The 19,726-nt window shown below is 67.4% G+C and carries 18 protein-coding genes and 5 tRNA genes; 22 read left to right on the top strand and 1 reads right to left on the bottom strand.

Annotation, left to right across the window (positions count from 1 at the left end):
* Positions 1–98: 98 nt before the first annotated feature.
* From FHW12_RS11795 to FHW12_RS11755, 9 genes are all read left to right on the top strand, one after another.
* Positions 99–1,826, top strand: coding sequence for a tetratricopeptide repeat protein (locus tag FHW12_RS11795; protein WP_182531218.1), 1,728 nt, complete (start codon positions 99–101; stop codon positions 1,824–1,826).
* Entirely contained in the window at positions 1,823–2,434 is a 612-nt protein-coding gene (lolB, locus tag FHW12_RS11790; RefSeq protein ID WP_182531217.1) for a lipoprotein insertase outer membrane protein LolB, read from the top strand. Before FHW12_RS11795 ends, lolB begins: the two co-directional genes overlap by 4 nt.
* Positions 2,431–3,315: a 4-(cytidine 5'-diphospho)-2-C-methyl-D-erythritol kinase gene (gene ispE, locus FHW12_RS11785; protein ID WP_182531216.1), complete on the top strand. Its 885-nt coding sequence runs from the start codon at positions 2,431–2,433 to the stop codon at positions 3,313–3,315. Before lolB ends, ispE begins: the two co-directional genes overlap by 4 nt.
* A gap of 106 nt (positions 3,316–3,421) precedes the next feature.
* Positions 3,422–3,496, top strand: a tRNA-Gln gene (locus tag FHW12_RS11780).
* Positions 3,497–3,596: 100 nt separating this feature from the next.
* Positions 3,597–4,553, top strand: coding sequence for a ribose-phosphate diphosphokinase (locus FHW12_RS11775; protein ID WP_182531215.1), 957 nt, complete (start codon positions 3,597–3,599; stop codon positions 4,551–4,553).
* Positions 4,554–4,686: 133 nt separating this feature from the next.
* The gene (locus tag FHW12_RS11770; RefSeq protein WP_182531214.1) at positions 4,687–5,373 is read left to right on the top strand and encodes a 50S ribosomal protein L25/general stress protein Ctc; all 687 of its coding nucleotides are present in this window, start codon (positions 4,687–4,689) and stop codon (positions 5,371–5,373) included.
* A gap of 57 nt (positions 5,374–5,430) precedes the next feature.
* Positions 5,431–6,015, top strand: coding sequence for an aminoacyl-tRNA hydrolase (pth, locus tag FHW12_RS11765; protein WP_182531213.1), 585 nt, complete (start codon positions 5,431–5,433; stop codon positions 6,013–6,015).
* A 98-nt stretch (positions 6,016–6,113) separates the two neighbouring features.
* Positions 6,114–7,205, top strand: a complete 1,092-nt coding sequence (gene ychF / locus FHW12_RS11760; RefSeq protein ID WP_182531212.1) for a redox-regulated ATPase YchF — start codon at positions 6,114–6,116, stop codon at positions 7,203–7,205.
* Between the two features lie 111 nt (positions 7,206–7,316).
* Positions 7,317–7,856 (top strand): DUF1579 family protein, encoded by a 540-nt coding sequence (locus FHW12_RS11755; protein WP_182531211.1) that lies wholly within the window; start codon positions 7,317–7,319, stop codon positions 7,854–7,856.
* 21 nt (positions 7,857–7,877) lie between these two features.
* Here FHW12_RS11755 and FHW12_RS11750 read toward each other — a convergent pair whose 3' ends face one another.
* A complete protein-coding gene (locus FHW12_RS11750; RefSeq protein ID WP_182531210.1) occupies positions 7,878–8,984 on the bottom strand; it encodes a DUF11 domain-containing protein in 1,107 nt (368 codons plus the stop codon).
* 135 nt (positions 8,985–9,119) lie between these two features.
* On the opposite strand from FHW12_RS11750, the gene FHW12_RS11745 reads away from it, so the two are divergent.
* From FHW12_RS11745 to rpoB, 13 genes are all read left to right on the top strand, one after another.
* Positions 9,120–9,611: an acyl-CoA thioesterase gene (locus FHW12_RS11745; protein WP_182531209.1), complete on the top strand. Its 492-nt coding sequence runs from the start codon at positions 9,120–9,122 to the stop codon at positions 9,609–9,611.
* 108 nt (positions 9,612–9,719) lie between these two features.
* Positions 9,720–9,805 (top strand) — tRNA-Tyr (locus FHW12_RS11740).
* Positions 9,806–9,899: 94 nt separating this feature from the next.
* Positions 9,900–9,973, top strand: a tRNA-Gly gene (locus FHW12_RS11735).
* A gap of 118 nt (positions 9,974–10,091) precedes the next feature.
* Positions 10,092–10,167: transfer RNA gene (locus FHW12_RS11730), tRNA-Thr, on the top strand.
* Between the two features lie 64 nt (positions 10,168–10,231).
* Entirely contained in the window at positions 10,232–11,422 is a 1,191-nt protein-coding gene (gene tuf, locus FHW12_RS11725) for an elongation factor Tu (RefSeq protein WP_182531199.1), read from the top strand.
* 103 nt (positions 11,423–11,525) lie between these two features.
* Positions 11,526–11,601: transfer RNA gene (locus FHW12_RS11720), tRNA-Trp, on the top strand.
* Positions 11,602–11,684: 83 nt separating this feature from the next.
* A complete protein-coding gene (gene secE, locus FHW12_RS11715) occupies positions 11,685–12,071 on the top strand; it encodes a preprotein translocase subunit SecE (protein ID WP_182531208.1) in 387 nt (128 codons plus the stop codon).
* 10 nt (positions 12,072–12,081) lie between these two features.
* Complete coding sequence (nusG, locus tag FHW12_RS11710; RefSeq protein WP_131995014.1) at positions 12,082–12,642, top strand: transcription termination/antitermination protein NusG; 561 nt, start codon at positions 12,082–12,084, stop codon at positions 12,640–12,642.
* A gap of 187 nt (positions 12,643–12,829) precedes the next feature.
* Positions 12,830–13,258, top strand: coding sequence for a 50S ribosomal protein L11 (rplK, locus tag FHW12_RS11705; RefSeq protein ID WP_182518765.1), 429 nt, complete (start codon positions 12,830–12,832; stop codon positions 13,256–13,258).
* 2 nt (positions 13,259–13,260) lie between these two features.
* Positions 13,261–13,965: a 50S ribosomal protein L1 gene (rplA, locus tag FHW12_RS11700; RefSeq protein ID WP_182531207.1), complete on the top strand. Its 705-nt coding sequence runs from the start codon at positions 13,261–13,263 to the stop codon at positions 13,963–13,965.
* Between the two features lie 405 nt (positions 13,966–14,370).
* Complete coding sequence (rplJ, locus tag FHW12_RS11695; protein ID WP_182531206.1) at positions 14,371–14,889, top strand: 50S ribosomal protein L10; 519 nt, start codon at positions 14,371–14,373, stop codon at positions 14,887–14,889.
* Between the two features lie 60 nt (positions 14,890–14,949).
* Positions 14,950–15,321 (top strand): 50S ribosomal protein L7/L12, encoded by a 372-nt coding sequence (gene rplL, locus FHW12_RS11690; protein ID WP_182531205.1) that lies wholly within the window; start codon positions 14,950–14,952, stop codon positions 15,319–15,321.
* 224 nt (positions 15,322–15,545) lie between these two features.
* The gene (gene rpoB / locus FHW12_RS11685; protein ID WP_182531204.1) at positions 15,546–19,715 is read left to right on the top strand and encodes a DNA-directed RNA polymerase subunit beta; all 4,170 of its coding nucleotides are present in this window, start codon (positions 15,546–15,548) and stop codon (positions 19,713–19,715) included.
* Positions 19,716–19,726 lie beyond the last annotated feature (11 nt).

Below are 19,726 nucleotides of genomic sequence, written 5' to 3'. Positions count from 1 at the left end.
GCTAACCCGGTGCGGCCTGCGCCGCGTTGGCGCGCCGCGAATTGTGCGGGCGCGTTACCGCGATATCAAGCAAGACAAGGCTTTGCATGCGATTCACGATGTCCATCGATCGACTCCCCGCGCCGCGTGCGGCGCTGTTCCTCATCCTGCCCGCGGTGCTCGCCGCGTGCGCGAGTCCCGCGCCGCGGCATGCTGTCGCACCCTCGCCGACGTCGGCGGCGGTGACACCGGTCGCGCCCGAGCAGGACCTGATGCTGAAGTTGCTCGCGGCGCAGTTCGCGCTGCAGGACAACGACCTCGCTGCGGCCGCGAGCGGCTTCGCCGCCGCCGCCGCGCTGTCGGACGATCCCGCGCTTTCCGAGGAAGCGACGCGCCTGGCGCTGTCGCAGAAGGACTGGCCGCTGGCGACGCGCTCGCTCGCGCGCTGGCAGCGGCTCGCCCCGAACGACGCCGGCGTCGCGCAGGCGCGCGCATGGGTCGCGCTCGGCGAGAAGCGCCAGGACGCGGCGCGCGACGAACTCGTCGCGCTCGCTCGGCGTGGCGGCGACGCGTCGTGGCGCCTCGTCGCGCAGCTCCTGCTGAATGCCGACGACAAGCCCGCGGCGGTCGCGCTGCTCGACGATCTCGTCAAGTCGGTGGCGTCGAGCGCGAGCGAATCGAACCAGGTCGCGTTGAGCCAGCTCGCGTTCAAGCTCGGCGACAAGGCGCTCGCGCGGCGCATCGTCGATGCCGCGGTGGTGCGATTCCACGGCATCGACGCCTACACCTGGAGCGCGCGCCTCGCGATCGACGGCGGCGACAAGGTGTCGGCGCGCGCGATCTACGCCGAAGGACTCAAGCGCGAGCCCGAGAGCCTGCGCCTGCGCAGCGGCTACGCGGCGCTGCTCGCCGACAGTGGCGACAACGCGGCCGCCGCGCACGCGCTCGTCGCCGGACCGCAGGACGACACGACCTACGCCGCGCGCGCCGCCTACGCCGCGCGCGCAGTCGACAAGGCCGCGCTGACCGAGCTCTACCGCGAGGTCGAATCGGACAAATCCGAGCGCAGTGCCAAGCGCCTGTACCTGCTCGGCCAGATCGCCGAGTTGACCGGCAGGCTCGATGCCGCTCTCGGCTGGTACCGCGAAGTGCCGATCGAGGACGAGCACGGCTTCGACGCGCAGCTGCGCGTCGCGCTCGTGCTCGACCAGCTCGACCGCATGCCGCAGGCGCTCGACCAGCTGCACCGGCTCGCCGAGATGGCGGCCGGCGACAGCGAGCAGCAGCGTACTGTCTGGCTCGCCGAGGCGGACCTGCTCTCGCACCGGCAGCGGCAGGCGGACGCGCTGGCCGTGTACGACCGTGCGCTCGCGACCCTGCCCGACGATTCGCGCCTGCTCTATGCGCGCGCGTTGCTCGCGGTCGACCAGGGCGATCTCGCCACCGGCGAGCGCGACCTGCGCCGCGTGATCGAGCTGCGACCCGACGACGCGGAAGCGCTCAATGCGCTCGGCTACACGCTCGCCGACCGCAGCGCGGCGAGCGATCCGCGCCAGCGCGAGGCGCTCGAACTGATCGAACGCGCGCTCAAGCTCAAGCCGGACGAGCCGGCGATCATCGACAGCATGGGCTGGGTGCGTTATCGCCTCGGCGAGCTCGATGCGTCCGTGCAGGAACTGCGTCGTGCGTACGCCAAGCAGCCCGATGCCGACATCGCCGCCCACCTCGGCGAAGTGCTGTGGGCGCAAGGGCAGCGCGACGAAGCCAAGCGCATCTGGGACGAAGGACGCAAGAAGGACGCGAAGAACAAGGCGTTGCTCGAAACGATCCGGCGCATGACCCGATGAGCGGGCCGATCTTGCGGCGCCTCGCGCTGCTGTGCGGATTGCTCGTGCTCGCCGCGTGCGCCGGGCCGCGCGCGCGACCGCCGCCGGCGGACGATGCCGCGCTCGCGCGTCAGGCCGCGCGCGAGTCCGCGCTCGCGACCCGCACGAACTGGACCCTGCACGGCCGCCTCGGCGTCGCCGATGCGCGCGACAGCGGCAGCGGCTCGCTCGAATGGAGCCAGCAGGGCACGGCGTTCCGCTTCAGCGTGCACGCGCCGGTCACCGGCAAGACCTGGGTGCTCCGCGGCGACCGCGGCCACGTCGTGCTCGAGGGCCTGCGTGCGCAGGCGGTCGAAGGCGGCGACGCGGCGACGCTGCTCGAACGCGAACTCGGCTGGAAGGTCCCGTTGGGCGAACTGTTGTACTGGGCGCGTGGCCTGCGCGCGCCCGGCGACGCGCGCATCGAATTCCGCGACGACGGCTTGCCGGCGCAGATCGAGCAGGGCGGTTGGAAGGTGCGCTACCTCGACTACGACACCACGCGCGATCCGCCGCTGCCGAGCAAGGTGTTCGCGAGCCGCGGCGACTACCAGGTCCGCCTCGCGATCCGCGACTGGTCGCTGCAATGACGCGGGCGGTCGACGCCGACGCCGGCTGGAGCGAATGGCCGGCGCCGGCGAAGCTGAACTTGTTCCTGCACGTCGTCGGCCGCCGCGCCGACGGCTACCACCTGCTGCAGACCGTGTTCCAACTGCTCGATCGCGGTGACGCCGTGCGCTTGCGCCTTCGTCGCGACGGCGCGATCCGGCGCGTCGATCCGTTGCCCGGCGTCGCGGCGGAGCAGGACCTCGCGGTGCGTGCGGCGCGTGCGCTGCAGGCCGCGAGCGGCACGCGCCTGGGTGCGGACATCGCGATCGACAAGCGCATCCCGCTCGGCGGCGGCCTCGGCGGTGGCAGCTCCGACGCCGCGAGCACGCTGGTCGGCCTGGACGCGCTGTGGGGCTGCGGCTTCGGCGCGGAGCGCCTGGCTGCGCTCGGCCTCGGCCTCGGCGCGGACGTGCCGGTCTTCGTCCACGGCCGCAGCGCCTGGGCCGAGGGCGTCGGCGAGCGCTTGACCCCGCTCGACCTGCCGCCGGCCTGGTATGTCGTGGTCGCCCCCGGCGTGACCGTGCCGACGGCGGCGTTGTTCCAGGCCCCTGAATTGACACGGGATGCCGCACGTCTGACAATTCCGCTCTTTCTTTCGGGCGCAGCCACCGCCAACGTGTTCGAGCCGATCGTGCGCGAACGCCATGCCGCGGTCGCGTCCGCGCTGGACTGGCTGGCCGGGCACGGATCAGCACGACTGAGCGGGACCGGTGGTTGCGTGTTCGTCGCGATGGAATCGCGCGAGGCGGCGGAAGCCGTCGTGCGCGAGTGTCCGCAAGGGATGCGGGCTTGGGTCGCGCAGGGCGTGGCGGAATCACCGCTGCTTCAGGCGCGCCGCGGCTGGGACGCGCAGGTCGCCTGAGATCGGCTGCCGCGGCGTTCGACGCGACGCGGCGAGGAAGGCGTGGCGCGGCTTTCGCTGCGTCCGTTTTCATGTAGGCCGGGCAGGACGCCCGGATTGCTCGTGGTGGGGCGTCGCCAAGTGGTAAGGCACCGGGTTTTGATCCCGGCATTCGCAGGTTCGAATCCTGCCGCCCCAGCCAATCCGCGTGGCGCGTCGCGTTCGCGGGTTTCGAAAAGCAGGGCCCGGCAGGCATGGTGTCCGCCGGAACGGCGCAACGGAGCAGACTCGTGGATCCCAACATGGATACATCCGGCCTGCTGGTCTTCGCCGGCAACGCCAATCGCGCCCTCGCGACGTCGATCTGCACCGAGCTGAACGTGCCGCTCGGCAAGGCCCTCGTCGGCCGTTTCAGCGACGGCGAGGTGCAGGTCGAGATCGAGGAGAACGTGCGGCGCCAGGAAGTATTCGTCGTGCAGCCGACCTGTGCGCCGAGCGCGGACAATTTCATGGAACTGCTCGCCCTCGTCGACGCGCTCAAGCGCGCCTCGGCGGCGAGCGTGACCGCGGTGATCCCGTACCTCGGCTACGCGCGGCAGGATCGTCGCCCGCGTTCGGCGCGCGTGCCGATCACGGCGAAGGTCGCGGCGCAGATGATCGGCGTGGTCGGCACGGATCGCGTGCTCACGGTCGACCTGCACGCGGACCAGATCCAGGGCTTCTTCGACATCCCGCTCGACAACGTGTACGCCTCGCCGGTGCTGCTCGCCGACATCTGGCGCTACTACGCGGCGGACAACCTGATCGTGGTGTCGCCCGACGTCGGCGGCGTGGTGCGCGCGCGAGCGCTGGCCAAGCGCCTCGACGACGCCGACCTCGCGATCATCGACAAGCGTCGCCCGCGTGCGAACGAGGCGACCGTCATGAACATCATCGGCGAGGTCAAGGACAAGGTCTGCGTCCTCGTCGACGACATCGTCGACACCGCGGGTACCCTGTGCGCGGCGGCGGCGGCGCTGAAGAAGAACGGCGCGCGCAAGGTCGTCGCGTACTGCACGCATCCGGTGCTGTCGGGACCGGCGATCCGCAACATCGAAGGCTCCGCGCTCGACGAGCTCGTCGTCACCGACACGATCCCGTTGTCGGACGCGGCGCGCGGCTGCAACCGCATCCGCCAGCTGTCGGTCGCGGAACTGCTCGCGGAGACGATCCGCCGCATCGCCTACGGCGAATCGGTGAGCTCGCTCTACGTGGATTGAAGGATTCGGCGCGCGACGGAGACGGCGCGCGTCGCGAAGGACCCCGGCAGCGCCGGGACTACACGCTCCCCTGGTCGCGGGGGAGCGCACATGCCGCCGCGAGGCGGTTCAACTGCAATAAGGCAATGCGAACATGGCAACCACACACACCATCAATGTCGAAAAGCGCAACGACGAGGGCAAGGGTGCGAGCCGCCGCCTGCGTCGCGCTGGTTTCGTCCCGGCGATCGTCTACGGCGGCGGCGACCTCAAGCCGGTCAGCATCCAGATCCAGCACAAGGACGTCTGGCACGCGAGCCAGAACGAGTGGTTCTACTCGTCGATCCTCGACCTCAGCCTCGGTGGCGACGTGCAGAAGGTGCTGCTGCGTGACATGCAGCGTCATCCGTTCAAGCAGATCGTGCTGCACCTGGATTTCCAGCGCATCAACGAGAACGAGGCGATCCGCCTGCGCGTTCCGCTGCACTTCCTCAACCAGGAATCGTCGCCGGCCGGCAAGGCGTCGGGCGTGGTCATCACGCACGAGCTCAACGAAGTCGAAATCTCGTGCCTGCCGAAGGACCTGCCAGAGTACATCGAGGTCGATCTCGGCGCGCTGAAGACCGGCGACATCGTGCACCTGTCGGATCTCAAGCTGCCGAAGGGCGTCGAGATCCCCGAGCTGCGCCTCGGCAAGGAGCACGACAACGCGATCGTCATCGCCAAGGAAGTCAAGGAAGAGATCGAAGCGGCTCCGGCCGAGGGCGACGCCGCTGCGGCGGCCGCGGCCCCGGCGGCGGCTCCGGCCAAGGCTCCGGCGAAGAAGGACGAGAAGAAGTAACGAGGCTGCGTTTCGCCGCCCGCGTCCGCGCGGGCGGCGTGCGCGCGTATCCGCCGCATGGCCGGCCTGCGCCTCATCGTCGGCCTCGGCAATCCCGGCGCCGAACACCTCGGGACCCGGCACAACGCCGGGTTCTGGTTCGTCGACGCGCTGGCGCAACGCGAGTCGGCGCGGTTCGGCATGGAGTCGAAGCTGCGCGGCGAGACCGCCAAGGTCGTCCTCGACGGTACGCCGCTGTGGATGCTCAAGCCGGTCACGTACATGAATGCGAGCGGTGCATCGGTCGGCGCGGCGATGCGCTACTGGAAGATCGAGCCGGAAGAGATGCTGGTCGTGCACGACGACCTCGACCTGCCGCCGGGCACGGCACGCCTCAAGTTCGACGGTGGCCACGGCGGGCAGAACGGCCTGCGCGACCTGTTCGCGCACATCGGCCACGGCAAATTCCATCGGTTGCGGATCGGCATCGGCCATCCCGGCCACAAGGACCGCGTCAGCGGCTGGGTACTGAGCCGACCGTCGAAGGTCGACGAGGACCTCATGCTCGACGCGATCGCGCGTTCGCTCGACGTGCTGCCGCTCGCGGTCGCCGGCGAGTTCGAGGCGGCGATGAAGAAACTGCACACGACGAGCGGCGACTAGGGATTCGGCATCGGAAGAGCGGGTTCTCCTGCTCCTCGATCCCGCGTCACGATTCCGCTCGAATCTCCAAACCCCGAATCTCCAATCCCGGACTCGACATGGGCATCAAATGCGGCATCGTCGGCCTGCCGAACGTCGGCAAGTCGACCCTCTTCAACGCGCTGACCAAGGCCGGCATCGCGGCGGCGAACTTCCCGTTCTGCACGATCGAGCCGAACGTCGGCGTCGTGCCCGTGCCCGATCCGCGCCTTGCGGCGCTGGCCGGCATCGCCAAGCCGCTGAAGGTGATCCCGACCTCGATCGAATTCGTCGACATCGCCGGTCTCGTCGCCGGTGCGTCGAAGGGTGAAGGACTCGGCAACAAATTCCTCGCGCACATCCGCGAAGTCGATGCGATCGCGCACGTCGTGCGCTGCTTCGAGCACCCGGACATCGTGCACGTCGCGAACAAGGTCGATCCGATCGCCGACATCGAGACGATCGACACCGAGCTAGCGCTGGCCGACCTCGAATCGGTCGACAAGGCGCTCAACCGCGTCGAGCGCGCGGCGAAGGCGAACGACAAGGAAGCGCTCGCGAAACGTCCGGTGCTGCAGAAGCTCGCCACCGGCCTCAACGAAGGCCGCGTCGCGCGCAGCCTCGGCCTCGACGCGGAGGAGCGCGCGCTCGTGCGCGACCTGTTCCTGCTCACGCTAAAGCCGCTCATGTACATCGCGAACGTGCGCGAGGACGGTTTCGAGAACAATCCGCACCTCGACCGCGTGCGCGAGCGCGCGGCCGCCGAAGGCGCCGAGGTCGTGCCCGTGTGCGCCGCGATCGAGGAGGAGATGGCGCAGCTCGAGGATGCCGACCGCGACGAGTTCCTCAAGGACCTCGGCCTCGACGAGCCCGGCCTCAACCGCGTGATCCGCGCGGGCTACAAGCTGCTCGGCCTGCAGACCTACTTCACCGCGGGCGAGAAGGAAGTGCGCGCGTGGCAGGTGAAGAAGGGTGCGACCGCGCCGCAGGCGGCGGGCGTCATCCACACCGATTTCGAGCGCGGCTTCATCCGTGCCGAGACGATCGCCTACGACGACTACATCAAGTTCAAGGGCGAAGCCGGTTCGCGCGACGCGGGTCGCCTGCGCCTCGAGGGCAAGGAGTACATCGTGCAGGAAGGCGACGTGCTGCATTTCCGCTTCAACGTCTGACCGCCCCACGACCCGGCGCGCGAATCGCGCCGGGCCGCTGATAGGTTTCGCGGCGCCACCGCGTTTTCCTGCGACGAGCCGCCGTCCCGGCGGCGCCTGTCGGAGGAACCCATGCGCCTCACCCTCGCTGCCATCCTGCTATCCGTGGTCGCTTCCGCGCACGCCGCCGGAACCGCCCCCATCGCCGCCCCCGAACTCGATGTCCTGAAGCTGGAAGAGGGCGTCTGGGACGCGGCGATCGAATTCCCGCCCGCGGCGCCGGACCAGGCGCCGACGCGCGCGACCGGCGTGCAGACGAACACGTTCGTGACCGGCAGGCGCTGGATCCGCAACGACTTCGAGGTCGACGCGAAGTACGGTGGACACGGCACCTGGGGATACGACCCGAAGAAGCAGCGCTACGTCGGCACCTGGGTCGACAGCAACACGGACTACATCCGCATCGACGAAGGCGCGTGGGATGCCGTTTCGAAGACGATGACATGGACGTCGGAACTGCGCCAGCCCGATCCGTACCCGCCGGCGAAGTACCGCATGACCGAGGAGTTCCGCGGTGACACGCGCGTGCTGACGATGACCGCGATCGGTGCGAAGAGCGGCAAGGAAGTGCCGCTCGGCAAGATCACGTTCACGCGCCGCGCGGCTCGCTAGCGGGCGTGCGATCCGGGCTCGTCATTCCCGCTTGCGCCGGAATGACGAGTCCTGGCGGGGTGTCCGGCCCGTCGCGCGTGCTGCCACCGGGCGCAGCGCCGCCGGGGCACCGTCGAAGCCGTTCGCGAAGATCACGTCGCTGGTCGCCGCCTCGAGGTCGAGAGTCGCGGTGTTGTTCGTTCCGCTCGGATCGGTCGCGGGCGAGTTGACGACCGCCGTCATCGAGTTCGTGAGCGTGCCGGTCGTGCCCGGTGCGACGGTGCCATCCACGGTGAACGTGACCTGGCCGCCCGACGGCAGCGAGGTCGAGCCGATGATGTTGCCGCTGCCGCCGGCGGGGCAGGTCGCGCCGCCGCTGCTCGAGCACGTCCAGGTCGGGCTTTGCAGCGCGCCCGGGAAGGTGTCGACGAGCGTCGTGTTCGGCGAGGACGCGGGCCCGGCATTGGCGACGACGATCGTGTACTGGAGCGCGCTGCCCGCCGTGTACGCGGTCGGCGTGGCGCTCATCGCGACCGAAACGTCCGCGTTGGTGGAGACGGTCGTGCAGTTGACGACCGCGCGGATGACCCAGTCACCGTTCACGCCGAGGGTCGCGCTGTCGAACCATGCGAAGGACGTGCCCAGGTCGGCGTAGATCGTGTTGCGCCCGGACGTGTTGCCGTCGGTGTCCCTCACGACGCTCGGATCGACGCCGGCCTGCGGCGGATCGGCGAACTCGAACGCGACCACCAGCGTCTCGTTCATCGTGACCGGCACGCTCAGGGGCAGGGTGTTGTTGTCGTCGAGGTAGCGCCATTCGTTGAGCGCGTTGTCCTGCAGCACCGGGCCGCCGATCGTCTGCGCCTCGGCGCCCGGGTTCGGGAAGCTGCCGCTGCGATAGATGTGGATCGCGTTGCCGATCACGTCGGCGCTCGTTCCGCTCGGCGAGCGCCAGAATATCTGCACGGCGACGAGGTTACCGTCGCACGGGCTGGTCAACCAGGATCCGGCCATTTCGCCGCTGACGAAGCCCCAGACGATCGCGGCGCTGCCGAAATCCGTCAGGGAATCGTTCTTGATCGTGACTTCGCTCGCGCCGGCATGGCCGGCGAATGCCAGGGCGAGCCCCAGCCAGACCGTGGTGCGCATCCTCGTCCCCTAGTCCCCTGCCGTCGCGGCGGTTCCAGCTTAGGCGCTGGCGCGGCCTGCGGGCGCGACGGCCATCACACATGCGCCGGGCGGGGCGCTACGCTTGGCGGGATACGAATCAAGGAGTCGACGCCGATGCCGGGCAAGCAGCGCGAAGTGGAGTTCAGATTCCTGACCGAGCCGGGCGACGTCAATTTCGGCGGCAAGGTGCACGGCGGCATGGTCATGAAGTGGATCGATCAGGCCGGCTATGCCGCCGCGGTCGGCTGGAGCGGCCAGTACTGCGTGACCGTAGCGGTCGGCGGCATCCAGTTCGTGCAGCCGATCCTCATCGGCGATCTCGTCACGGTGCGCTGCAAGCTCATCCACACCGGCACGTCGAGCATGCACTTCGCGGTCGACGTCGTCGCACGCGACCTCAAGACCGCGGCCGAACGCGTCGCGACGAGCTGCGTGATCATCTTCGTCGCGCTCGACGCACCGGACGGCAAGCCGACGGCGGTGCCGCCCTGGCGGCCGACGGACGAAGAGGACCGGCGGCTCGCCGACTATGCGCAACGGCTGATCGCGCTGTCGAAATCGATGGAAGCGGAGGTTTCGCGCTTCCGCCCGCCGCCCACGCCTTGAGCCCGGCGTGCCGGCGGCTGGGCCGGATCGCGCGATTTCGGGTTTTTCCACGCGCCGGCGCCTTGACACTGGCGGCCCCATGCAAGGAAAATGCGCGGCTCCGTGAACGGAGGGATACCCAAGCGGCCAACGGGGGCAGACTGTAAATCTGCTGGCTTACGCCTTCGGTGGTTCGAATCCACCTCCCTCCACCACTGATCGGGTGCCAAGCGGTCCAGGTGGCCTCGATCGGAAGCGATACCCGGCAGCTGATGCAGCCGGTGCAACACCCAAGCAGGTTCGTCCGGCGCGGGAGTAGTTCAATGGTAGAACTGTAGCCTTCCAAGCTACTAGCGCGGGTTCGATTCCCGTCTCCCGCTCCATTGATTGCACTCCAGGTTTCGAAGCAGGCGGCTTCGAGTCGTTGCAGGTGGACCTGATGTCGTTTGAAGGTCCGACAGGATGTCGGTTTCGCAGTCATGGAAGGCTGCCGAAGTACATGCTCACGTAGCTCAGTCGGTAGAGCACCTCCTTGGTAAGGAGGAGGTCGATGGTTCGATTCCATTCGTGAGCACCATCCAAGCGGTCCGTTTTCGCCACGCCATCCAACCAGTCGCTTACACCAGATCGGGGTTTTCGCCATGTCCAAGGAAAAATTCGAGCGCAAGAAGCCGCACGTGAACGTGGGCACGATCGGCCACGTTGACCACGGCAAGACGACGCTGACGGCGGCGCTGACGAAGATCGGTGCGGAGCGCTTCGGCGGCGAGTTCAAGGCGTACGACCAGATCGACGCGGCGCCGGAAGAGAAGGCGCGCGGCATCACGATTTCGACGGCGCACGTGGAATACGAAAGCCCGACGCGGCACTACGCGCACGTTGATTGCCCGGGCCACGCGGACTACGTGAAGAACATGATCACGGGAGCGGCGCAGATGGACGGCGCGATCCTGGTGTGTTCGGCGGCGGACGGTCCGATGCCGCAGACGCGCGAGCACATCCTGCTGGCGCGCCAGGTGGGCGTGCCGTACATCGTGGTGTTCATGAACAAGGCGGACATGGTCGACGACGCGGAGCTGCTGGAGCTCGTCGAGATGGAAGTGCGCGAGCTGTTGTCGAAGTATAACTTCCCGGGCGACGACACGCCGATCGTGAAGGGATCGGCGCTGAAGGCGCTGGAAGGGGACCAGTCGGAAATCGGCGTGCCGGCGATCATCAAGCTGGTGGAAGCGCTGGACAGCTGGATTCCGGAGCCGCAGCGTGACATCGACAAGCCGTTCCTGATGCCGGTCGAGGACGTGTTCTCGATCTCGGGTCGCGGCACGGTGGTGACGGGCCGAATCGAGCGCGGCATCGTCAAGGTGGGCGACGAAATCGAGATCGTGGGCATCCGTCCGACGCAGAAGACGACGGTGACGGGCGTGGAGATGTTCCGCAAGCTGCTGGACCAGGGCCAGGCGGGCGACAACGCGGGCCTGTTGCTGCGCGGCACGAAGCGTGACGACGTGGAGCGCGGCCAGGTGCTGGCGAAGCCGGGTTCGATCACGCCGCACACGAAGTTCGAGGCGGAAGTGTACGTGCTGTCGAAGGACGAGGGCGGTCGCCACACGCCGTTCTTCAAGGGCTATCGCCCGCAGTTCTACTTCCGCACGACGGACGTGACGGGTGCGTGCGAGCTGCCGGAAGGCGTGGAGATGGTCATGCCGGGCGACAACATCAAGATGGTGGTGACGCTGATCGCGCCGATCGCGATGGACGAGGGCCTGCGCTTCGCGATCCGCGAAGGCGGCCGTACGGTCGGCGCGGGCGTGGTGGCGAAGATCATCCAGTAAGGTCCGCACGCAGAGTTGGGGATTCGGTGACGCGCGAGCGGAGCACGAACCCCCGGGCAGGCGGATCCGAAGTGATCCGCCTTTGCCGTTTGGGAAAATCGATACGCCAGTAGCTCAATTGGCAGAGCAGCGGTCTCCAAAACCGCAGGTTGGGGGTTCGAGTCCCTCCTGGCGTGCCATACGACGAGGAAGCAGGCGACGGACGACGGTGGATCGGTGCGTGCAAAGCGCAACCGCGACATCGGCCACGTGGCCACGAGATATGAACGCCAAGGTCGAAAAAGCGGGTGCGTCGAACGCACTCGACGTCGTGAAGCTCGTGCTCGCCGGCGCGCTGCTGGTGGCGGGGCTGGTCGCCTACTACTACTTCGCCGACTGGAACGGCTGGGCGCGCCTCGGCATGCTCGTGGTCGGCGTGATCGCCGCCGCCGCCGTCGGCGCCTTCACCGGCGTCGGTCGCACGGTGCGCGAGTACATCACCGAGTCGCAGTTCGAGCTGCGCAAGGTCGTGTGGCCGACCATGGACGAGACGCTGCGCACGACGCTCGTCATCGTCGTCGTCGTGATCATCCTGAGTCTCCTGCTCGGTCTGATCGACCTGATGCTGAAGTGGGCGGTCCTCGACCACCTGCTGAAGCTCGGGCGCTGAGGGAGCCGGCATGAGCAAGCGTTGGTACGTGGTGCACGCCTACTCGGGCTTCGAGCATACGGTCGCCCGCTCCCTGAAGGAGCGCGTGGCGCGCGCCGGCATGCAGGAGAAGTTCGGCGAAGTGCTGGTGCCGACCGAGGAAGTCATCGAGATGCGCGGCGGCCAGAAGCGCCGCAGCGAGCGAAAGTTCTTCCCGGGCTACGTGCTCGTGCAGATCGAGACGCACGACGAAGGCAAGGCGCTGAAGATCGACGACGAGTCGTGGCACCTCGTCAAGGAAACGCCGAAGGTGATGGGGTTCATCGGCGGCACCGCCGACCGCCCGCTGCCGATCAAGGATTCGGAGGCGGAAGGCATCCTGCAGCGCGTGCAGGAAGGCGCCGAGAAGCCGCGTCCGAAGGTGCTGTTCGAGCCGGGCGAGATGGTGCGCGTCATCGAGGGTCCGTTCAACGACTTCAACGGCGTGGTCGAGGAAGTCAACTACGAGAAGAGCCGCCTGCGCGTGGCAGTGCTGATTTTCGGCCGATCCACCCCGGTCGAGCTGGAGTTCGGCCAGGTCGAGAAGGCCTGATCGACGCCCCGACGGGGCGCCGAAAACCTGCTATACTTTCCGGCTCCCTGCGTGAAGCCGGGACCCGACCGGCCGCCTCGTGCGGCCGTCGGCGCACGCGAGATTCGATGCGTGAAGCCGGGACACGCGAAATTCCCGGCGCGATGGGGAGCCTGAACAACAGGCGCTTGCACCCGGAGAAACAGCAATGGCAAAGAAAGTAGTCGGTTACATCAAGCTGCAGGTGAAGGCCGGTCAGGCCAACCCGTCGCCGCCGGTAGGCCCCGCCCTCGGCCAGCGCGGCCTGAACATCATGGAGTTCTGCAAGGCGTTCAATGCCGCCACGCAGAAGCTCGAGCCGGGCCTGCCGATCCCGGTCGTGATCACCGCGTACTCGGACCGCACGTTCACATTCATCACGAAGACGCCGCCGGCGACGATCCTGTTGAAGAAGGCCGCGGGCATCACCTCCGGCTCGAAGCGCCCGAACACCGAGAAGGTGGGCAAGGTCACGCGCAAGCAGCTCGAGGACATCGCCAAGGCGAAGGAGCCCGATCTGACCGCGGCTGACCTCGACGCCGCCGTCCGCACGATCGCGGGCAGCGCGCGCAGCATGGGCCTGGTGTCGGAGATCTGAACATGAGCACGAAGATCAGCAAGCGTTACAAGGCGCTCAGCGCGAAGGTCGCCCCGGGCAAGGTCTACTCGATCGACGAAGCCCTCAACATCGTCAAGGACGGCGCCAAGGCGAAGTTCCCCGAATCGGTCGACGTGGCGATCCGCCTCGGCATCGACGCGAAGAAGTCCGACCAGGGCGTGCGCGGCTCGGTGATGCTGCCGCACGGCACGGGCAAGACGGTCAAGGTGGCGGTGTTCTGCCCGCCGGGCGAGAAGGCGGAAGCGGCGAAGGCCGCCGGCGCCGACGCGGTCGGCATGGAAGACCTCGCCGAGCGCATGCAGGGCGGCGATCTCGACTTCGGTCGCGTGATCGCGACGCCGGACGCGATGCGCGTGGTCGGCAAGCTCGGCCAGCTGCTCGGTCCGCGCGGCCTCATGCCGAACCCGAAGGACGGCTCGGTCGCCGCCGACGTCGTCACCGCGGTGAAGAACGCGAAGGCGGGTCAGGTCAAGTTCCGCAACGACAAGGCCGGCATCGTGCACTGCTCGATCGGCAAGGCTTCGTTCGAGGCGAACGCGCTGAAGGACAACCTCAACGCACTGCTCGCCGACCTGCAGAAGGCCAAGCCGGCGACGGCCAAGGGCCAGTACCTGCAGAAGGTGTCGATCTCCAGCACGATGGGTGTCGGCGTCGCCGTCGATCCGTCGTCGGTGTCCGCCGCCTGATCGAAGGAAACAGCGGCCGGCACGGGAGTTTCCGTCGCCGGCCTACCTGCCGGGTTCCGGCAGGGGCATGACGGCGATCCATGGATCGCCGGTAGTACCGGAAAATTTTGAGGGCGACCGCGCGAGCGGGAGCCGTCAAAGACCGCAGGCGGCCGGGACGGCGCGATCGGGACGCAGGGATGCGTGAATTGCAGGGATTGTCCCGATCCTGTCGGCCAGGCCTCAAAAGCCCAGCCTGCGTAGATGGTGTCGCCTCCTGGAAAAAATCTGGTTCAACGCCTCTGGGCAGACCAGTCAGACAGGCCACCACCGGGACGCTTCCTGCGTCCCCGGCGTCCAGGAAGGATGCCGTTCAGGACCGCAAGCGGCGTGAGCCGCGCGCGGAGTTCAATTGGAGGAGTGCTAATGGCTCTCAATCTGTCCCAGAAGAAAGAAGTTGTCGCCGAACTGGCAGAAGTCGCCGCCAAGGCCCACTCCCTCGTCGCCGTCGAATACGCGGGCACCACGGTCGAACAGATGACCGCGATGCGCAAGAAGGCTCGCGAGACGGGCGTGTTCCTCAAGGTTGCGAAGAACACGCTTGCCTCTCGCGCCGTCGCCGGCACGGAGTACGAGTGCGTCAAGGATTCGCTGGTCGGTCCGCTGATGTACGCCTTCTCGAAAGAGGAGCCGGGTGCAGCCGGTCGCCTGATCAAGGAATTCGCCAAGAGCAACGACAAGTTGAAGGCGAAGGTCGTCGCCGTCGGTGGCCAGCAGTATCCGGCCAGCCACGTCGACGTGCTCGCTTCGCTGCCGACGCTCGAGCAGGCGCTCGGCATGCTGGCTCGTGCGCTCGCCGAACCGGCGGCCATGTTCGCCCGTGCGGTCAAGGCGGTTGCCGACAAGCAGGGTGGCGGCGAAGCCGCTCCGGCCGAAACGGCCTGAGCCCGCTCGCGGGCACCTTGCGCTGAACCCATTCCAGAATATTCACCGAGGTAACTATCAATGTCCCTTTCCAACGAACAAATCGTCGAAGCCGTCGCCTCGAAGACCCTCATGGAAGTCATGGAGCTGGTCAAGGCGATCGAAGAGAAGTTCGGCGTCTCCGCCGCCGCTCCGGTCGCCGTCGCGGGCCCGGCTGCCGCCGCTGCCGCTCCGGCTGAAGAGCAGACCGAATTCACCGTCGTGCTGAAGAGCGCGGGCGAGAAGAAGGTCGACGTCATCAAGGCCGTCCGTGCGATCACGGGCCTCGGCCTGAAGGAAGCCAAGGACCTCACCGAGGCCGGCGGCGTCCTGAAGGAAGGCGTGTCGAAGGACGACGCCGCGAAGTTCAAGAAGGATCTCGAGGCTGCCGGCGCCACCGTCGAAGTCAAGTAAGCGACGCACGAATCGCGTTGCCTGCTGCTGCAGCCAAGTAAAGCCAAGCCTGGGGGCGAAAGCTCCCGGGCTTTGCCCGTTGCGGCGCTGCCGAAGCGGGCATGGGAAATTGCGATGGAGTCCTCATATGGAGAGGTTCCCCGCGCCATTTCCGATGTCCGTTTTTCCGCCGGTTTTCTTCCAGCGACGTGCCGCCGTCGCGCGCTGTACGAGGTGTGCCCCTCATGACTCAGACGACCTACTCCTTCACCGAAAAGAAGCGTATCCGCAAGGATTTCGGCAAGCGACCGCCGGTGCTCGGTGTCCCATTCCTGCTGGCCATCCAGGTCGACTCGTACCGCGAGTTCCTGCAGGCCGAGGTCGACCCGAACGCGCGCGAGGACAAGGGCCTGCACGCAGCGCTGCGTTCGGTGTTCCCGATCACCAGCTACTCCGGTAGCGCGGCGCTCGAGTACGTCAACTACCGCCTCGGCGAGCCGCCGTTCGACGAGCGCGAGTGCCGCTCGCGCGGCATGAGCTACGGCGCGCCGCTGCGCGTGACCGTGCGCCTGGTCATCTACGACAAGGAATCGTCGAACAAGGCGATCAAGTACGTGAAGGAGCAGGAGGTCTACATGGGCGAACTGCCGCTCATGACCGACACCGGCACCTTCATCGTCAACGGCACCGAGCGCGTCATCGTCTCGCAGCTGCATCGCTCGCCGGGCGTGTTCTTCGACCACGACCGCGGCAAGACGCACAGCTCGGGCAAGCTGCTCTACAGCGCGCGCGTGATCCCCTACCGCGGCTCGTGGCTCGACTTCGAGTTCGACCCGAAGGACGCGCTGTTCACCCGCATCGACCGTCGCCGCAAGCTGCCGGTGACGGTGCTGCTGCGCGCGCTCGGCTACACCAACGAAGAGATGCTCGCCATCTTCTTCGAGCACAACGTGTTCCATCTCGGCAAGAAGGACAGCGCCCGACTCGACCTGGTCGCCGAGCGCCTGCGCGGCGAGACGCTGAACTTCGACCTGCGCGTCGACGACAGCGTCATCGTCGAGGCCGGCAAGCGCATCACCGCGCGCCACGTGAAGCAGCTGGAGAAGGCGTCGATCAAGTCGCTCGAAGTGCCCGACGAGTACCTCGTCGGCCGCATCCTCGCGCACGACGTCGTCGACACCAAGACCGGCGAGCTGCTCGCGTCGGCCAATGACGAGATCAACGACGCGCACCTCGAGGCATTCCGCAAGGCCGGCGTCGACAAGATCGCCACGCTGTGGGTCAACGACCTCGATCGCGGCGACTACATCTCCAAGACGCTGCGCATCGATCCGTCGAAGACGCCGCTGGAGGCGCTCGTCGAGATATACCGGATGATGCGCCCGGGCGAGCCGCCGACCAAGGATGCTGCGCAGAACCTGTTCCAGAACCTGTTCTTCTCGGCCGAGCGCTACGACCTCGATCGCGTCGGCCGCATGAAGTTCAACCGCCGCGTCGGCCGCAAGGACGACAGGGGTCCGGGCATCCTGTACGACGGCAAGTACTTCGGCGAGCGCGGCGACGAGCTGTCGAAGTCCCTCGTGAAGGAATTCGGCGCGGGCTCCGACATCCTCGACGTGATCAAGGTGCTGATCGAGATCCGCAACGGTCGCGGCATCGTCGACGACATCGACCACCTCGGTAACCGCCGCGTGCGTTCGGTCGGCGAAATGGCCGAGAACGTGTTCCGCATCGGCCTCGTGCGCGTCGAGCGCGCGGTGAAGGAGCGCCTGTCGCTGGCGGAGGCCGACGGCCTCACGCCGCAGGACCTCATCAACGCGAAGCCGGTCGCGGCCGCGGTGAAGGAGTTCTTCGGCTCCTCGCAGCTGTCGCAGTTCATGGACCAGAACAACCCGCTGTCGGAAGTCACGCACAAGCGTCGAGTCTCGGCGCTCGGTCCGGGCGGCCTCACGCGCGAGCGCGCCGGCTTCGAGGTGCGCGACGTGCACCCGACGCATTACGGCCGCGTCTGCACGATCGAGACGCCGGAAGGCCCGAACATCGGCCTGATCAACTCGCTCGCCGTGTACGCGCGCACCAACGATTACGGCTTCCTCGAGACGCCGTACCGCAAGGTCAACAACGGCAAGATCACCAACCAGGTCGAGTACCTGTCGGCGATCGACGAAGGCGAATACGTGATCGCGCAGGCGAACTCGCCGTTGAACAAGGACGGCACGTTCGTCGAAGACTTCGTTTCGTGCCGCTTCCGCGGTGAATCGGAACTGCGTCCGGCCAGCGAGATCAACTACATGGACGTGTCGCCGATGCAGACCGTGTCGGTCGCGGCGGCACTCGTGCCGTTCCTCGAGCACGACGACGCGAACCGCGCGTTGATGGGTGCGAACATGCAGCGCCAGGCCGTGCCGACGCTGCGTTCGCAGACGCCGCTGGTCGGCACCGGCATCGAGCGCGCGGTAGCGCGTGATTCCGGCGTCACCGTCGCCGCCCGACGCGCGGGCCTGATCGACCAGGTCGACGCGGGCCGTATCGTCGTGCGCGTGAACGAGGACGAGATCGGCGAGAACGACGCCGGCGTCGACATCTACACGTTGACCAAGTACACGCGCTCGAACCAGAACACGAACCTCAACCAGCGTCCGCTCGTCAACGTGGGCGACCGCGTCGCGCGCGGCGACGTGCTCGCCGACGGTTCGTCGACCGACCTGGGCGAGCTCGCGCTCGGCCAGAACATGCTGGTCGCGTTCATGCCGTGGAACGGCTACAACTTCGAGGACTCGATCCTGCTTTCCGAGCGCGTGGTCGAGGAGGATCGCTACACGACGATCCACATCGAAGAGCTCACCTGCGTCGCGCGCGACACCAAGCTCGGCCCGGAGGAAATCTCGGCCGACATCCCGAACGTCGGCGAGCAGGCACTCGCGCGCCTCGACGAGTCGGGCGTCGTCTACATCGGCGCCGAGGTCAAGGCGGGCGACATCCTCGTCGGCAAGGTCACGCCGAAGGGCGAGTCGCAGCTGACGCCGGAAGAGAAGCTGCTGCGCGCGATCTTCGGCGAGAAGGCGTCCGACGTGAAGGATAGCTCGCTGCGCGTGCCGCCGGGCATGGACGGCACCGTGATCGACGTCACCGTGTTCACGCGTGACGGCATCGAGAAGGACAAGCGTGCGCGCCAGATCGAAGAGATGGAGATCAAGCGCATCAAGAAGGACTTCGACGACCAGTTCCGCATCCTCGAGGGCGCGATCTACAACCGCCTTCGCGCGGCGATCGTCGGCAAGGTCGCCAACGGCGGTCCGGGCAGCCTGAAGAAGGGTGCCGAGATCACCGACGAGTACCTCGACGGCCTGAAGAAGGACGAGTGGTTCGCGATCCGCATGAAGGACGAGGACGCGGCCGAGTTCCTCGAGCGCGCACAGGAACAGGTCAAGCGCCACAAGGAAGAGTTCGACCAGCGCTTCAAGGCGAAGCAGGCGAAGATCACCGCCGGCGACGACCTCGCGCCGGGCGTGCTGAAGATGGTCAAGGTCTACCTGGCCGTGAAGCGCCGCATCCAGCCGGGCGACAAGATGGCCGGTCGCCACGGCAACAAGGGTGTCGTGTCGATGATCGTGCCGGTCGAGGACATGCCGTACGCGAAGGACGGCCGCCCGGTCGACATCGTGCTGAACCCGCTCGGCGTGCCGTCGCGTATGAACATCGGCCAGATCCTCGAGGTTCACCTCGGCTGGGCCGCCAAGGGCCTCGGCGAGAAGATCGACCGCATGATCAAGGCGCAGGCCAAGGTCGCGGAGCTGCGCAAGTTCCTCGACGAGGTCTACAACTCGAACGCGAGCAGGGAAGCCGCGGCCGGGCACCACGTCAACCTGAAGTCGCTCACGGACGAGGAGCTGCTCGCCCTCGCGCAGAACCTCACCGACGGCGTGCCGATGGCGACGCCGGTGTTCGACGGTGCCTTCGAGGAAGAGATCAAGGCGATGCTGAAGCTCGCGGACCTGCCGGAATCCGGCCAGACCACGCTGTACGACGGCCGCACCGGCGAGGCGTTCGATCGCCCGGTCACGGTCGGCTACATGCACATGCTGAAGCTGAACCACCTCGTCGACGACAAGATGCACGCGCGTTCGACCGGTCCGTACTCGCTCGTCACGCAGCAGCCGCTCGGCGGCAAGGCGCAGTTCGGCGGCCAGCGCTTCGGCGAAATGGAAGTGTGGGCGCTGGAAGCGTATGGCGCGGCGTACACGCTGCAGGAAATGCTGACGGTCAAGTCCGACGACGTGTCGGGCCGCAACCAGATGTACAAGAACATCGTCGACGGCGACCACGAGATGGTGGCCGGCATGCCGGAGTCCTTCAACGTGCTCGTGAAGGAAATCCGCTCGCTGGCGATCAACATGGAGCTCGAGGAAAGGTGAGGGCAGGTCGG

Source organism: Dokdonella fugitiva (assembly GCF_014138265.1).
Taxonomy (GTDB): Bacteria; Pseudomonadota; Gammaproteobacteria; order Xanthomonadales; family Rhodanobacteraceae; genus Dokdonella_A; species Dokdonella_A fugitiva_A.
This window is presented reverse-complemented; position numbering and strand designations above follow the sequence as displayed.